Source organism: Methylorubrum rhodinum (assembly GCF_014199935.1).
GTDB classification, from domain to species: Bacteria; Pseudomonadota; Alphaproteobacteria; order Rhizobiales; family Beijerinckiaceae; genus Methylobacterium; species Methylobacterium rhodinum.
Map to the genome: position 1 here is coordinate 16,071 of NZ_JACHOP010000017.1, position 14,233 is coordinate 30,303.

The 14,233-nt window shown below is 69.4% G+C and carries 15 protein-coding genes; 3 read left to right on the forward strand and 12 right to left on the reverse strand.

Annotated elements, in window-relative coordinates; translation table 11 throughout:
* Window positions 1–58 precede the first annotated feature (58 nt).
* The 7 genes from HNR00_RS17150 to HNR00_RS17180 all read right to left on the reverse strand — a co-directional run bounded on the left by HNR00_RS17150 (window position 59) and on the right by HNR00_RS17180 (window position 5,773).
* Window positions 59–919, reverse strand: a complete 861-nt coding sequence (locus HNR00_RS17150; protein ID WP_183571499.1) for a transglutaminase-like domain-containing protein — start codon at window positions 917–919, stop codon at window positions 59–61.
* Between the two features lie 86 nt (window positions 920–1,005).
* Complete coding sequence (locus tag HNR00_RS17155) at window positions 1,006–1,611, reverse strand: LutC/YkgG family protein (protein WP_183571501.1); 606 nt, start codon at window positions 1,609–1,611, stop codon at window positions 1,006–1,008.
* Window positions 1,608–3,179, reverse strand: coding sequence for a lactate utilization protein B (locus tag HNR00_RS17160; RefSeq protein WP_183571503.1), 1,572 nt, complete (start codon window positions 3,177–3,179; stop codon window positions 1,608–1,610). The genes HNR00_RS17155 and HNR00_RS17160 overlap by 4 nt, the downstream gene beginning before the upstream one ends.
* A 181-nt stretch (window positions 3,180–3,360) precedes the next feature.
* Window positions 3,361–4,104 (reverse strand): (Fe-S)-binding protein, encoded by a 744-nt coding sequence (locus tag HNR00_RS17165; protein WP_183571505.1) that lies wholly within the window; start codon window positions 4,102–4,104, stop codon window positions 3,361–3,363.
* Between the two features lie 120 nt (window positions 4,105–4,224).
* Entirely contained in the window at window positions 4,225–4,824 is a 600-nt protein-coding gene (locus HNR00_RS17170; protein ID WP_183571507.1) for a DsbE family thiol:disulfide interchange protein, read from the reverse strand.
* Complete coding sequence (gene ccmD / locus HNR00_RS17175; RefSeq protein ID WP_183571509.1) at window positions 4,821–4,964, reverse strand: heme exporter protein CcmD; 144 nt, start codon at window positions 4,962–4,964, stop codon at window positions 4,821–4,823. The genes HNR00_RS17170 and ccmD overlap by 4 nt, the downstream gene beginning before the upstream one ends.
* An 8-nt stretch (window positions 4,965–4,972) precedes the next feature.
* The gene (locus tag HNR00_RS17180) at window positions 4,973–5,773 is read right to left on the reverse strand and encodes a heme ABC transporter permease (protein ID WP_183571511.1); all 801 of its coding nucleotides are present in this window, start codon (window positions 5,771–5,773) and stop codon (window positions 4,973–4,975) included.
* 212 nt (window positions 5,774–5,985) lie between these two features.
* Between HNR00_RS17180 and HNR00_RS17185 the strand changes: the two genes are divergently transcribed.
* Window positions 5,986–6,825 carry a transglutaminase-like domain-containing protein gene (locus tag HNR00_RS17185; RefSeq protein ID WP_183571513.1) on the forward strand — a complete coding sequence of 280 codons (840 nt, stop codon included), beginning with the start codon at window positions 5,986–5,988 and terminating at the stop codon, window positions 6,823–6,825.
* 60 nt (window positions 6,826–6,885) lie between these two features.
* Here HNR00_RS17185 and HNR00_RS17190 read toward each other — a convergent pair whose 3' ends face one another.
* The 4 genes from HNR00_RS17190 to HNR00_RS17205 all read right to left on the reverse strand — a co-directional run bounded on the left by HNR00_RS17190 (window position 6,886) and on the right by HNR00_RS17205 (window position 12,326).
* Complete coding sequence (locus HNR00_RS17190; protein WP_183571515.1) at window positions 6,886–7,926, reverse strand: threonine aldolase family protein; 1,041 nt, start codon at window positions 7,924–7,926, stop codon at window positions 6,886–6,888.
* Window positions 7,927–8,245: 319 nt separating this feature from the next.
* The gene (locus HNR00_RS17195) at window positions 8,246–10,012 is read right to left on the reverse strand and encodes an ABC transporter ATP-binding protein (RefSeq protein WP_183571517.1); all 1,767 of its coding nucleotides are present in this window, start codon (window positions 10,010–10,012) and stop codon (window positions 8,246–8,248) included.
* Window positions 10,013–10,329: 317 nt separating this feature from the next.
* Entirely contained in the window at window positions 10,330–11,682 is a 1,353-nt protein-coding gene (locus HNR00_RS17200) for an MFS transporter (RefSeq protein ID WP_183571519.1), read from the reverse strand.
* Complete coding sequence (locus HNR00_RS17205) at window positions 11,679–12,326, reverse strand: PRC-barrel domain-containing protein (protein WP_312886076.1); 648 nt, start codon at window positions 12,324–12,326, stop codon at window positions 11,679–11,681. The genes HNR00_RS17200 and HNR00_RS17205 overlap by 4 nt, the downstream gene beginning before the upstream one ends.
* Before the next feature lie 296 nt (window positions 12,327–12,622).
* Here HNR00_RS17205 and HNR00_RS17210 point away from each other — a divergent pair, with 296 nt between their 5' ends.
* Window positions 12,623–12,994 carry a hypothetical protein gene (locus HNR00_RS17210; RefSeq protein ID WP_183571521.1) on the forward strand — a complete coding sequence of 124 codons (372 nt, stop codon included), beginning with the start codon at window positions 12,623–12,625 and terminating at the stop codon, window positions 12,992–12,994.
* Between the two features lie 20 nt (window positions 12,995–13,014).
* On the opposite strand, the gene HNR00_RS17215 is transcribed toward HNR00_RS17210, so the two are convergent.
* Window positions 13,015–13,455 (reverse strand): PRC-barrel domain-containing protein, encoded by a 441-nt coding sequence (locus HNR00_RS17215; protein WP_183571523.1) that lies wholly within the window; start codon window positions 13,453–13,455, stop codon window positions 13,015–13,017.
* A 298-nt stretch (window positions 13,456–13,753) separates the two neighbouring features.
* Here HNR00_RS17215 and HNR00_RS17220 point away from each other — a divergent pair, with 298 nt between their 5' ends.
* Window positions 13,754–14,116, forward strand: coding sequence for an SWIB/MDM2 domain-containing protein (locus HNR00_RS17220; RefSeq protein ID WP_183571525.1), 363 nt, complete (start codon window positions 13,754–13,756; stop codon window positions 14,114–14,116).
* Window positions 14,117–14,233 lie beyond the last annotated feature (117 nt).

The following is a 14,233-nucleotide window of genomic DNA, read 5'->3' on the forward strand; positions in this document are numbered from 1 at the left end:
CACAGGATGCAAGGATCGGGGGATCTGTCGAGGTGCCCGGCGTGAGAGGCGTCCCCGCTCACGCCGCGCCGGCATGGGGCGCCGGCTCCTCCGTCGAGATCGCGTCCACCGTGCGCTCGGTCGGCTCCGGGCCGCCGTCGGCGCGGTCGATGCGGATTTCCATGCCCGTCGGCTCCATCTCGCCGTAGGGCGTGGCGAAGGCGATCTCGGCGGCGTCGCGGCCGATGCCGATGCGGACCAGCCCGTCGAGATGGGCTTGGCGCGTGGCGTCGAACAGCCACCAGCGCCCGTCGAGATAGGCCTCGAACACGGCGTGAAAGTCGCGCGGCACGAGGCCGTAGGCGTAGCAGCTCACGAACCGGGCCGGGATGCCGAGCGCCCGGCAGAAGGCGGTGCCGATATGGGCGAAGTCGCGGCACACGCCCGCCCGCTTCAGCAGGCTTTCGTCGGCGGTGGTCTCGCCGTCGCTGGCGCCGCGCTGGTAGGCGATGTGGTCGTGAATCCAATTGCAGATCGCGTTGACCCGCTGGTGGCCCTTCGGCAGATGCCCGAACTCGGCCTGCGCGAAGGGCGCGAGCCTGTCGGACGACACGAAGCGGCTTGGTAGCAGGAACGGCAGGATGTCGAGGGGAAGCTCCGACACCGGCGTCTCGCGGATCGTCTCCGGATCGGCCCGCACGACCGACAGTTCGACCTCCGCGTTGTATTCCAGCGAGAACGGGCCCGGCTGCGCGTTGATGCCGAGATAGCGGTTCTTGAGGTCCGGCGTGATGTAGGTCCGGCGGGTCAGGTCGGGCGCGAGGGTCAGCGTCTCGCCGATCACCGCGAGGCTTTTCAGGTGGGCGACCTCCACGTTGAAGATGAAGGTCGTAGGCGTCTTGACCTCGTAGGCGAGGCTGCAGCCGAGCTTGAAGCGCAAGGGTCGAATCTCCGGGGTCCGCGGGGCGGCCTCCGCCAACGGAGGCATTTTGCCGCAAACGTCCAGAATAGCGTCCGGCTCCGCTTTTAGCCTGCCTCTATTTTGCGCTGCAGCAGAAGCACCGTCAGCGAGCGCACGCCCTGTGCCCCATGGATCAGCACGCCCTCGATGTCGGCGGTGGCCGACGGGCCGGTGTGGAGCACGGCGTAGGCGGATTGCCCGAATTCGGGCCGCCGGTAGGCGGCCTGGATGTTCACGAGGAGGTCGGCCGGGTCGAGCAGCACGATCAGGTGCTGGGCGAGGTAGGCGACCGCGTTCACGATCAGGTCGCTTTCCGTGAACAGCACCGAGCCGGTCTCGGCGACGCCGAATCGGGCGCGGACGATGGCCACGTCCACGTCGGCCATCTCCTGCGGGCGCCGCGCCGCCCGGAGATCGCGGTTGCCGGCGAATTCCGGGACGGCGGAGGCGATCACCGCCGCGCCGGCGAGGCGCGAGCGCACCGGCGCGAACGGGTCGGCGGGGCTGCCGGCGCGCTCGACGCGCCCGCCCATCCGGGCCAGCCGCTCGGTGAACGCGGCCACGAGGTCGTCGCCGACCAAAGGTTCGAAGACCGGAACCTCGGGCAGCGGGAAGTCGCCCGCCGGCCGGTTGGCCTCGAGCCGGGCGAAGATGGCTTCCCGGGCGCTCATGCCTCCGGGCCCTTCTTCATGCGGTTCTGGCGATACCACGCGTGAAAGCTCTGGCGCGGGGCGTGGGGCATCTCGCGCTTCTTCCCCCAGGTGTTGGCCGGGTTGTAGACGGCGAAGCGCGGAAGGACACGGAGCGCCGAATCCGCCGCCCCGATCGCGGCGCGGTAGGCGGCGGGTCGGCTCAGCACGGCGCCGGCGGCCTTCATCATGCCCTGCTTCAGCAGCGGGATCTGGTGTTCCTCGGCCAGCACCTTGCGCCACGCGAAGATCTGCTCGTGGATGTTGATCTTGACCGGGCAGACATTGGTGCAGGAGCCGTTCATCGTCGAGGAGAACGGCAGGGTCGAGTATTTGCGCTTGTTGAAGGTCGGATCGATGATGAGCCCGATCGGCCCCGAATAGGTCGCGCCGTAGGAGAGGCCGCCCGAGCGCCGGTACACGGGACATGTGTTCATGCAGGCGCCGCAGCGGATGCATTTGAGCGAGGTCCAGAACTCCTCCATCCCGAGGCGCTCGGAGCGGCCGTTATCGACCAGCACCATGTGCATCTCGGTCCCCGCGCGGGGGCCTCTGAAATGCGAGGTGTACTGCGTGATCGGCGAGCCGAGCGCGGAGCGCGACAGCAGGCGGATGAACACGCCGAGATGCTCGACCTTGGGGACGATCTTCTCGATGCCGATCGAGTGGATCTGCAGCGGCGGCACGTTGCCCGAGAGGTCGGCATTGCCCTCGTTGGTGCAGGTGACGACGGTGCCGGTCTCGGCGACGGCGAAGTTGCAGCCGGTGAGCCCCGCATCGGCCTTGAGGATCAGCGGGCGCGTGGTCTCGCGCTGGCTTTCGGCGAGGTAGTGGGCGTCGTCGTTGTCTGGGTCGGTCCCCAGCGTCCGGGCGAACACGTCGGCGACGTCGAGGCGCGTCTTGTGGACGGCGGGCATCACGACGTGGCTCGGCTCCTCGTCGTCGAGCTGCTGAATGCGCTCGCCGAGATCGGTCTCGATGATGTCGATGCCGTTGGCCGCCATGAAGTGGCGGAAGCCGCATTCCTCGGTCAGCATCGACTTCGACTTCACCAGCGACTTCGCGCCGTGCTTCCTCAGGATGTCGAGGACGATGCGGTTGTGGGCGGCGCCGTCCTCGGCCCAGTGGACGTGGACGCCGTTGGCCTTGGCCGCCGCCTCGAACTGCGCGAGGTAGCTGTCGAGGTGGGTGAGGGTGTGCGCCTTGATCTGCGAGGCGATCTCCCGCAGTTCCTCCCATTCGGGGATGCCGTGGGCGGCGGTGTCGCGCTTCTTGCGCACGTCCCACAGGCGCTCGTCGTGGGCTTTCTGGTGCAGGGGGGCGGCGAGGAAGCGCTCGGCGGCCTCGGCCTGATCGACCGGGCGGTTGCCCTTGATCCTGGCGCCGCGGGGTTGCGGCTCGCGCGGGGCGTCGGCGCGGATCGGTTTCGAGGCGGCTTCCGCGTGCTGGAGGCGCTGGCCGTTCGGGCCGCGCTCGCTCTCGTCATTCGGAGCGCGGACCTCGGGGTGGATCACGCCCTCGCGCTCGCGGGGTTGCAGCTCTTCGCTCATGCCTGCCGCTCCGTCGCGTGAATTCCCGCCCTCGCCCTCATCCTGAGGTGCCGCGAAGCGGCCTCGAAGGAGAGCTCCAGAAATCGCGCGATGCCTGGAGGGCTCCTTCGAGGCCCCGCTTCGCGGCGCACCTCAGGATGAGGGGAATGGGTGGGATGACCCTTGGCCAGGCCGACACCGCTCATGCCGCGGCTCCGTTCAGCACCTGGGCGATGTGGATGTATTTCAGCGGCACGCCGAGGCGCTCGGCGCAGCCCTTCTGATGCATCAGGCAGGAGGAATCGGCCGAGACGACGTAGTCGGCCCCGGCACGCGCCTGATCGGTGACCTTGTCGTAACCCATCTTGGCCGAGACCGCGGGCTCGAACACCGAGAAGGTGCCGCCGAAGCCGCAGCACTCGTCGGGGCGCGCCAGATCGACGATCTCGATGCCCTTCACCTTCTGGAGGAGATTGAGGGGTTTGGAGAAAAACGGCCGGTTCAGCTCGGACGGCCGGGCGTGTCCGATGCCGCGCAAAGCGTTGCAGTTCGAGTGGTAGGCGACCTTATGCGGGAACGCCGCCCAGGGCAGTTCCTCGATCTTCAGGACGTCGTGCAGGAACTCGACCAGCTCGAAGGTTTTCGAGCGCACCGCCTTGACCTCGTCGGTCTGCGGAATGGCGGTGAGGTGCTCGCGCACCTGATGCACGCAGGAGCCGGACGGGGCGACGACGTAGTCGAACCCCGAAAAGTTCTTGACGAACAGCGCCTCGGTGGCGGCGGCCTCGGCGTGGCAGCCGGTGTTGGTCATCGGCTGGCCGCAGCAGGTCTGGTCGAACGGGTATTCGACGTCGAGGCCGAACCGCTCCAGCAGTTCGAGCGTCGCGATGCCGACCTCCGGCTCGAACGCATCGACGTAGCAGGGGACGAACAGCCCGATCCGCATGGCGCTTCTTGCTTCGTGAGACCGCGGGCGCCGCTCGCCCCCTGGAACGGTTACAAGCTGGCCCTCGGGGTGCAATACGCCCTCACGAGTCCGGTTCCAAGCGCTCGCCGGACGGCCCGGTCAGTTCGTCACGGGGGCGGGGCGGCCGGCGGCGCGGATGCGCTCCAGCACGCCGGCATAATTCTCCGGCGTCAGGATGCCGACCAGCTTGTCACGGATCGTGCCGTCGGGGCCGATGATGAAGGTCTCGGGCACGCCGTAGACGCCGAGATCGATGCCGGCCCGGCCGGTCGCGTCGGCGCCGACCGCGGAGAACGGCAGGCCGTGGCGCTCCAGCCAGCGCCGGCCGGCCTCGCCGGGATCCTTGTAGTCGATGCCCACCAAGCGGATGCCCGGCTCCTGCGCCAGCCGCATCAGCATCGGGTGCTCGACCTGACAGGGCGCGCACCACGAGGCGAACACGTTGAGCACCGTGACCTGACCCTTCAGGTCGGCGCTAGTCAGACCCGGCACCGGCTGGCCGTTCGCCTGAAGGCCGGGCACGGGGCCGAGCGCGAAGGCCGGCACCGGCTTGCCGATCAGCGCCGAGGGTAGCGCCGCCGGGTCGGCGCCCGAGCGCAGGCGCACGAAGAACACCACCGCCAGCACCGCGAAGACGACGACCGGCAGCAGGGCGAGGAACGAGCGCCGGGGGCGCTCGGCGACCGGGTTCGTGCTCATGGTCGATCGCCCTGCAATTCGGCCAAGGCGCGCTTTTGCGCCCGCCCGTCGCGCCAGCCGTGGAGGATCAGGGCTCCGAGCACCAGGGCGGTGAAGCCGAAGGCGCCCGCGATGAACGGGGCGTAGGGTCCGAACTCCATCGCGTCCCTCAGATCGCTTGGCCGACGGAAAGCGGCGCGGCGGCGCGGGCGACCGGGGCCTGCGCGCCCGCGTCCAGCCGCTCGGCCTGCCGGATCAGCAAGCTGCGCACCCGGCGCCGATAGATCTCGGTGCGCATCGCCTGGAGATGCAGCGTCACGCCGAGCAGCGTCATCGCCAGGATCATCTCCAGCAGCGGATACAGCATGGAGGAATGCAGCGACGGGCCGCCCATGCGCAGGATCGAGGCCGGCTGATGCAGCGTCGACCACCAGTTCACCGAGAACTTGATGATCGGCAGGTTCACGGCGCCGACGAGCGTCAGGATCGAGACCGCTCGGGCCGCCCGGCTCGGATCCTCGATGGTGCGCCACAGGGCGATGATGCCGCAATAGAGCAGGAACAGCACCAGCATCGAGGTCAGCCGCGCGTCCCACACCCAGTAGGTGCCCCACATCGGCTTGCCCCAGAGGGAGCCGGTGACGAGGCAGATCAGGGTGAAGGCCGCCCCGATCGGCGCGGCGGCGCGCTGCGACACGTCGGCCAGCGGATGGCGCCAGACCAGCGAGCCGATCGCCGAGAGCGCCATCGCCCCGTAGAAACCCATGCCGAGCACGGCGGCCGGCACGTGGATGTACATGATCCGCACCGTGTCGCCCTGCTGGTAGTCCGGCGGCACGGTGAAGAAGGTGAGGTACAGCCCCACCGCCAGCAGCACGGCCGAGAGCCCGGCGAGCCAGGGTAGCGCCGCGCCAGACCAGCGCAGGAAATGGCCCGGTTGGGCGAGGCGGTTCCAGAGGGCGGTCCACATGCGCCCTTCCATACCGCGTGCCGCGCTGCACCAGCAATGCGCGCGTTTCGCGCGGGTGAACCTCCGGGCGGTTGGTTGCACTGCGCAACATTTGTGCAGCGCGCGGTGGAACGTCACGTTTCGCGGAGGCATTTTCGGCCTGCTTACATCGCGACCGCTCCATCGCCCAATGGTCGGCCGCTGGCGTTGCAGTCCAAACCCAAGGCAGGGCCATGCTGATCCGCACCGGCTACGACATCACCTTCGAGACCTTCGCTCCGACCCCGATGTCGCTGCTCCTGAGCGTTCATCCTTCGCGCCAGAAGGATTTGCGCAGCCCCGAGACGATCCGAACCGACCCGGCCGTACCGCAGCGCCAGTCGCTCGACGCGTTCGGCAACGTCTGCACCCGCATCCTCGCGCCCGCGGGCCGCATCACGCTCTCGGCCGATTTTCTCGTGGACGATTCAGGCCTGCCCGACGCGGTGGTGCCGGCGGCACGCCAGATCCCGGTGCAAGAGCTGCCCGACGACGTGATGCCGTACCTGCTCGGCAGCCGCTACTGCGATACCGATCGGCTCTGCGCGACCGCGTGGCAGCTCTTCGGCCAGACGCCCGAGGGCTGGGCGCGGGTGCAGGCGATCGTCGATTACGTCCACGCCCGCATCCGCTTCGACTACCAGCTGGCGGATTCCACCCGCACGGCCTTCGACGGCTACACCCAGCAGGTCGGCGTCTGCCGCGACTTCGCCCATCTCGCCATCGCGTTCTGCCGCTGCATGAACATCCCGGCGCGCTACTGCACCGGCTATCTCGGCGATATCGGCGTCCCCGCGGTGCCCGACCCGATGGATTTCTCGGCGTGGTTCGAGGTCTATCTCGACGGCCGCTGGTACACGTTCGACGCCCGTCACAACCGGCCGCGCATCGGCCGCATCGTCATGGCGCGGGGCCGCGACGCCACCGACTGCGCCATCTCGACGAGCTTCGGCACGGCGCGGCTGGTGCAGTTCGAGGTGCATACGGATGAGGTGACGGGGGCCGACGCGGTCGGGTTCGAGCGGGCGGCCTGACGGTTCCCATCGTCGCCCGCCGCCCCGAGGCGGTCGCCCGGACCGAGACTTCGGCGACGGTCAGGCCGCCGCCGACAGCGCGCAGAAGCGGATGTCCCGCGCCAGCGCATCGACCCGGGCCGGGTCCGAATCCCAGGCGAACATGAAGCGGGCCGCCCCGCCGATGAATCCGTAGAAGTGCCAGCCGCGCGCCCGCAGGCGTTCCTGCGCCGAGGCCGAGAGGTTCAGGAACACCCCGTTGGCTTCGACCGGGGCAGCGAGGGAAGCACCCGGAACGTCGGCGATGGCCCCGGCGAGGCGGCGGGCGCAGGCGTTGGCGTGGCGGGCGTGGCGCAGCCACGCGTCGTTCTCCAGCATCCCGACCCAGGGGGCCGAGAGGTAGCGCATCTTGGAGGCGAGCTGGCCCGCCTGCTTGCAGCGATAGCCGAAATCCTCGGCGAGCGCGGTGTCGAAGAAGATCACCGCCTCGCCCACCGCCATGCCATTCTTGGTGCCGCCGAAGCACAGCACGTCCACGCCCGCCTTCCATGTCAGCTCCGCGGGCGAGGCGTCGAGCGCCGCGCAGGCATTGGCGAAGCGCGCCCCGTCCATGTGCAGGTGCAGGCCGAGCGCTCGGCAGGTCTCGGCGAGCCGCCCGATCTCCCCCGGGGTGTAGACCCGGCCGGTCTCGGTCGCCTGGGTAATCGTCACCGCCTTGGGCTTGGGGAAGTGGATGTCGCTGCGCTTCTCCGCCATCGCCCGCAGCGACTCGGGCGTCAGCTTGCCGTCCGGGCTCGCGACGGTCAGGAGCTTCGAGCCGTTGGAGAAGAACTCCGGCGCGCCGCATTCGTCGGTCTCGATGTGGGCCGAGTCGGCGCAGATCACGCTGTGGTACGACTGGCACAGCGAGGCCAAGGCCAGCGAGTTCGCCGCCGTGCCGTTGAAGACGAAGAACACCTCGCAGTTCGTCTCGAACAGCCGGCGAAAGCCGTCCGCGGCGGCCTGGGTCCAGCTGTCGGCGCCGTAGGCCGGCGCGTGGCCGGCATTGGCGGCCACCATCGCGGCCATCGCCTCCGGGCAGATCCCGGCATAGTTGTCGCTGGCGAATTGCTGGTCGGGCACGGCGCGTCATGCTCCTGCCATGGGGGGAGGGCGGAACCGGACCGGAACGGCGGAGCCGCCTCAAGAGCGGCTTAAGCTATGAAGCAGGTCGGCCTCCCGCAACCGAAAGCTCGGCGCTTGGTAAGCGGAACGGCTGAAGGAACCGGCCCTTCCCACTCATCCCCTCATCCTGAGATTCGAAGCGAAGCGGAGCCTCGAAGGAGGGCTCTGGGGATCTCTGAGCCTCCTGGAGCCCTCGTTCGAGGCCGCTTCGCGGCGCCTCAGAATGAGGGGAGATGGGATGAGGGGGATCGGATGACGACGACGAAAGCGCCCCGCTTCACGCCGCGGCGAGCGCCATCGACATCGATTCCTTCTTCATCAGCTCGCGGTAGAAGCCGTCGAGATGGGTCAGTTTTTCCGGCGAGCCGTCCTGGACGATCTTGCCGCCCTCCAGCACCACGATCCGGTCGAAGTCCTTCAGCGTCGAGAGCCGGTGGGCGATGGCGATGACGGTGCGGCCCTTCATTAGGTTGGCGAGCGCGGCGCGGATCGCCTCCTCGGACTCGGCGTCGAGCGCCGAGGTCGCCTCGTCGAGGAGCAGGATCGGCGAATCCTTCAGGATCGCGCGGGCGATGGCGATGCGCTGGCGCTGGCCGCCCGACAGCTTCACGCCGCGGTCGCCGACGATGGTGTCGAAGCCCTCCGGCAGCGCCTGGATGAAGTCGGTGCAGTGCGCCGCTTCGGCCGCCTTCCACACGTCCTCGTCGCTGGCGTCCGGCCTGCCGTAGCGGATGTTCTCGCGCAACGAGCGGTGGAACATCGAAACGTCCTGCGGGACGACCGTGATCGCCTCGCGCAAGGATTCCTGCGTGACGCGGGTAATGTCCTGGCCGTTGATGAGGATGCGCCCGCCCTGCACCTCGTAGAAGCGCTGGATCAGCGAGAACAGGGTCGACTTGCCCCCGCCCGACTTGCCGACGAGCCCGACCGTCTGCCCCGGCGGGATCAGCAGATCGAAATCGGAGAAGACGGGGCGGCCGTCGGGATAGCTGAAGGCGACGTGGTCGAAATGCATCTCGGCGCCGGTCTGGCCGACGAGTGTTTCCGCTTCCGGGTGATCCACCAGTTCATGCGGCTGCAGCAGCGTGTGGAGCGCCTCCGACAGGCGGGCGGTGTGCTGGGTCGCGTCCACCAGCGCCACGGCGAGGTCGCGGGTGGCGGCGAGGATGCGGATGCCCAGCGTGCAGACCAGCACGACCTGACCGGTGGTGGCTTGGCCCGCCTCCCACATCTTGATCGACCAGTAGAGCAGGCCGAGGATCGAGACGACGGTGAGGATGGCGTGGGTGATGCGCAGCTTCTCGAGATAGATCAGCGAGGAGCGGCGCGCCCGCATCTCGGTGCCGATGGTGCCGTCGAAGCGGACGAACTCGCGGTTGAAGGCCGAGAAGGCGCGCACCAGCGGCATGTTGCCGACGAGATCGACCATCTCGCCGTCGACGCTGGCGGCTTTGGCCGCGAAATCGTGGTGCAGCGGCTTGCCGGCGGATGCCATCTTGAACATCAGCACCACGACCGCGGTGAAGATGGAGGCGAGCACTAGCGCCATCGTGAGGTTCACGGTGCCGATGTAGATGATCGAGAGCACGGCCGCGACGCAGGGCGGCATCACGTTGAACGTGAACATGTTCTCGACGGTGAAGATCGCGTTCGAGGTCGCGGTGATGCGGGACGCCAGCGTGCCGGGCTGCCGGTCGGCGAAGAAGGACGGGGCGTGGCCCGTCATGTGGCGGAACATGTCGCGGCGGATGTCGCCGGTGACGCCCACGAAGGTGAAGGCACCGACGAGGGCCGCCACGCGCCAGAGCAGGTTGTCGGCGGCGATGAAGGCGATCAGCACGGCAAGCGCGGTCCAGACCTGGCCGGCGCTCGGGCCCTTGCCGAGCGCATCGACCACGCCCTTGAGCGCGTAATCCGTCGAGACCGAGAAGGTGACGGCGCCGAGGACGGCGAACAGGATGACGAGGTGCGGGACGATGCGGCGCTTGAGGTAGCGCCCGACGAAGGCGAAGGGCCGGTTGGCGTATTGGCAGAGATCTTCCATCGCGACCGTCAATCCCGATTCGATCAGACCCGCAGGGCGGCATAGGCGTGCCGAGGGCGCGGCAGGCGCAGGAGGACCCTGTTAACCGCAACGCGAAGCGTCGCCTTATGTTTCAAGCGCGGGCCGCTTTCCGCGAGCTATCGCGGCCAAGCTGAACGGGACTTGAGCGACCGTGCGGCGCAGCAACGATTCCAAGCGCGTCGGCGACCCGAGGTCAAGGCATGCGGATTTTTTAGTGTGCCTCGGACGTCGACGGCCGCATCCGCAGACGTCGTGTCCGCTGGGCTTCTCGCGCCCGGAATGCGGCTTGGTGTTCTTCACGCGCTCGCGCGCTGCCCCGCTCCCTTGTCCCGCGTCTCCGGCATGATCAGCAGCACGAGGACGAGGCCGACCGCGCCCATGACCGCGAGTCCCAAAAACGTGCTCTGGCTGCCGAGGTTGTCGGCCATGAAGCCCGCGAGCGCCGTCGAGAGCGCCGCGCCGATGCCCATGCCGGTGCCGACGGCGCCGAGTGCGGTGTTGAAGCGGCCGGTGCCGCGGGTGAGGTCGGAGACGATCAGCGGGACCATGACGCCGAGCACCGAGGCCGAGATGCCGTCGAACACCTGGATCGCCACCATCCAGTAAGGGTCGCTGACGAAGGCGAAGAGCAGGCCGCGCACGGGCAACGCCGCGAAGCCGATGACGAGCAGCGGCTTTCGCCCCCAGCTCTGCGCGAGGCGCCCGACGAAGGGGGCGGTGACGGCCAAAACCGCCTGCGGGACCATGATGCAGGCGGCGACCAACGCCGTGGCGGTCTCGCTGGCGCGCAGCGTCATCACCGAGCCCACCAGCGGCAGCATCGCGGCGTTGGCGAGGAAGAACAGCACCATGCAGGCGGCAAAACACAGCAGCGCCCGGTTCTTCAGCAGTGCCGCCATGCCCCCGGCGGAGGGGGCCGCCGGCGGCTCCTCGGCGGCGGCCGGGCGGGCGGTCTCGGTGCGGCGCGAGGGGATGAAGCGCAGCGAGATCAGCGCCGGGATGACGAGGGCGCCGGCGAGATAGAACACCGCGTCGTTCGAGAGATAGTAGCCCACCGCCCCCATGCTGGCCGCACCGAGCGCGTTGCCGATGGCCGAGAAGCTGGCGTTGCGGCCGAGCCGGGCGCCGGCGTTGGCGTGGCCGACGAGGCCGATCGAGATCGCGGCGATGGCCGGCGTCAGAACGCAGCTCGCCGCCGAGTGGATCGCCATGGCGAGCATGACGATCAGGTAGGTCGGGAAGGCGGCAAGCATCACCGCGCTCATCCCGACCCAGAAGGCCGAGAAGCCGGCGGCGAATCGCTTCGAGCGCGAGGCGTCGACGAAGGCGCCGCCGGGCATCTGCCCGAGCAGGCTGACGAGGCTGCCTACCGTCAGCGCGAGGCCGATATCGGATTGCGTCCACTTCTGCTGGGTGAAGTAGACCGCCAGGAACGGGCCGAAGCCGGTCTGCAGGTTGGCGATGAAGAAGGTGAAGGCGTCGAGCCCGCGCGCGGCGCTCGGCGCCGGCCCGGCGGGGGTGGGCTCACCCGCGCTGGGGCCGGGGCGGCGCGAGGGGCGCCAGCCGGCCCGGTCTCGCGGATCGGGGCGGGGGATGTCGCGCTCGCGGGGCAGGACCGCCCGCCTTTCCGTCACCGGGATCGCCGTCATCTATCCGGCGTCTTGTTGTCTTGCGGTTTATCTTGGGGCTTCGCGGCCGGGTCGGCGGGCTTTTCCGGGGCCGGTGCGGGCGTCGCCGCCGCGGGCGTCGGCGCAGGTGCTGCGGCCGTGTCGCCCTCGCCGGGAGCGGCGGCGGTCGCCGGGCCGGCGGCGCCGAGCACCACGATCGGCTCGCCGGTCTTGTATTCCGGCGAGACCCGGACCTGGTTGCGGTTGAGCTGGAGCACGAGGCGGCCCACCTTGCCCTCGGTGGTGAACTTCAACACGCGCCAATCGACCGCGATCTTGCGCGAGCCGACGCCGAGGAAGCCGCCGAAATCGATCACCGCCGCCCGCGGCCGCCCTTCCCTGTCGATGATCACGTCGATGATCCGGCCGAGGTCGTCGCCGTTCATCGCCCGCACGCTCTTGCCCAGCAGGCTCTCGTAGTCCTGGGTGTCGAGGACCACGGCGGGCGTGCCGCTGCTCTGGGGCGGGGGCGGAGCGGGTGGTGTCGCCGGCGGTGCGGCGGGGGGCGCGGCAGGGGGCGCGGTCTGCGCATCGCCGGACCCGTTGGGGGCGGCGTCTCCGGCGAAGGCCGCCGTGGACAGGAGGGCGATCGCCGGTGTCACGATCGTCCGGATCAGTCTGCGCACCCCGTACATCCTCTCGCCGCCTGGAATCGTCACGCCCGGCACGCCGCTGACGGTCCGCGGCCGGTCGGAATGGAGCGCGCGGATGCCGCAGCGATGCGCGGCAACCGCGGCGAAGTTATGGACCCTCCGGGGCGAACCGGAGAACCCAGCGCGCGGCGCCGATCGGGACCGGAGGAGGCGTGGACGCCACGGCGCCCCGTCTGGTTTTCGCCCCAACCCTGCCTTAGAGCCGTGCAGGAGAAGACGCGAGACACGCGGGGCCGCCGCAGGGTGCGGCCGTGACGAGGACGATTCCCATGCCCGTACCGTCGAGATTGTGCGCCGTGGCGCTGCTTGCTGCGAGCCTCGGCGGCTGCCAGGCGTTCAGCGGCGGCGGCGGGGTGATGCCGGAGACCGAGATCGGGCCACCGCCCTCGGCCCGCGGCACCGTTCCGGGCCGCACGGTCCGCAACGCCCAGGTCGACGAGGACGGCGCGCCGCTGCCCTCGACGCCGACGCGGCGCCTCGACCTGCCGAAGAACGTGCGCGGCGAGGTCAGGGCGGCCGATGGCGGCCCACGCCGCATCAGCCGCGACGAGCTCGAGGGCTCGCAGTCCGGCCGCAGCGCGTCGGGCGGCCTCGCTCCGTCGGTGACGCCCGGCGGCGTCGGCCTCGGCGGCAAGTTCTGACGGCATCGCCGGCCGCTCGCTCAGGCGGTCGGCGCCTTGCGGCCGCCCCAATGGTCGTCGAGGCGGCCGCCGAAGGACGGATCGGAGAACGGATCCTCGCCGGGGCCCTGCGTCGGCGCGCCCTCCAGCTCCGCCGGATCGATGTCGACCACGTAGCCGCCGAGCTCGACCGAGTAGGTGAGGGCCCGCCACGGCAGGGGATGGTAGGTCTCGCCGAGTCCGAGGAAACCTCCGAAGGACAGCACCGCGTAGGCGACCTGCCCCGACATCTTGTCGACCATGAAGTTGTGGACGGTGCCGAGATGGCGCCCGGTCCCGTCGTAGACCGGCGTGCCCTCCACCTTGTCCGAGGCGATCAGCCGAGGCGTCTCGTCGATGGCGATGCCGTCGCCGCCTTGGGGATCGAGTTCGAGGCTTCCGGGCTTTCGCAAGCTGCGTTCGGCGGGCAGGTCCGTCGGCATTCACGTCTCCTCGCTGGCCGCCGCAGGGCGGACCTGCGATGAATGCGGCGCGCCGCGTGCGGTTCCTCGCAGGAAACGATTGCGCGATGCGCCGGCCGCGATCCGCGCCGCGAGTGCGCCGAAAGTCCCGAAACGGCCACTTCGACGACGAAAACCGCGCCTGATCTGTGGATGGTCGCCCGAATGGCGCCCTTGCGCTCTTGGAACGGACGCGGCACCGCTTAGTTGTTGCTCCCTGGCGCCCCGGAACCCCGGGCTCGTTTCGAACTGACTGCGAATCGCAGAACGGAGGGAAACCATGGCGACGAAGACGACGGAGAAGAAGGCCGCGGCTCCGAAGAAGGCCGACACCAAGGCCGCCGCGAAGCCCGCGGCCGCGAAGAAATCCACCGCCACCAAGGCCGAGGGCGGCACCAAGCCGAACGCGCTCCAGCAGCCGCTCACCCCCTCCGCCGATCTCGCCGCCATCGTCGGCGACAAGCCGCTGCCGCGCGGCGAGGTGGTCAGCAAGGTGTGGGAACACATCAAGAAGCACAACCTCCAGAACCCCGAGAACAAGCGCGAGATCGTCGCCGACGACAAGCTCAAGAAGATCTTCGGGAAGGACAAGTGCTCGATGTTTGAGATGAACAAGCACCTCGCCGCCCACCTGAAGGGCTGATTCTTTGGAGGGATGGTTGCGGCGCGCTCCGCGCGCCGACGTCTCCGGCCCGGTTCGCCGATGCGAGCCGGGTTTTTTCGTTTCGTGAGGGACGCCCGATCCGGGCCGCCCTCACCC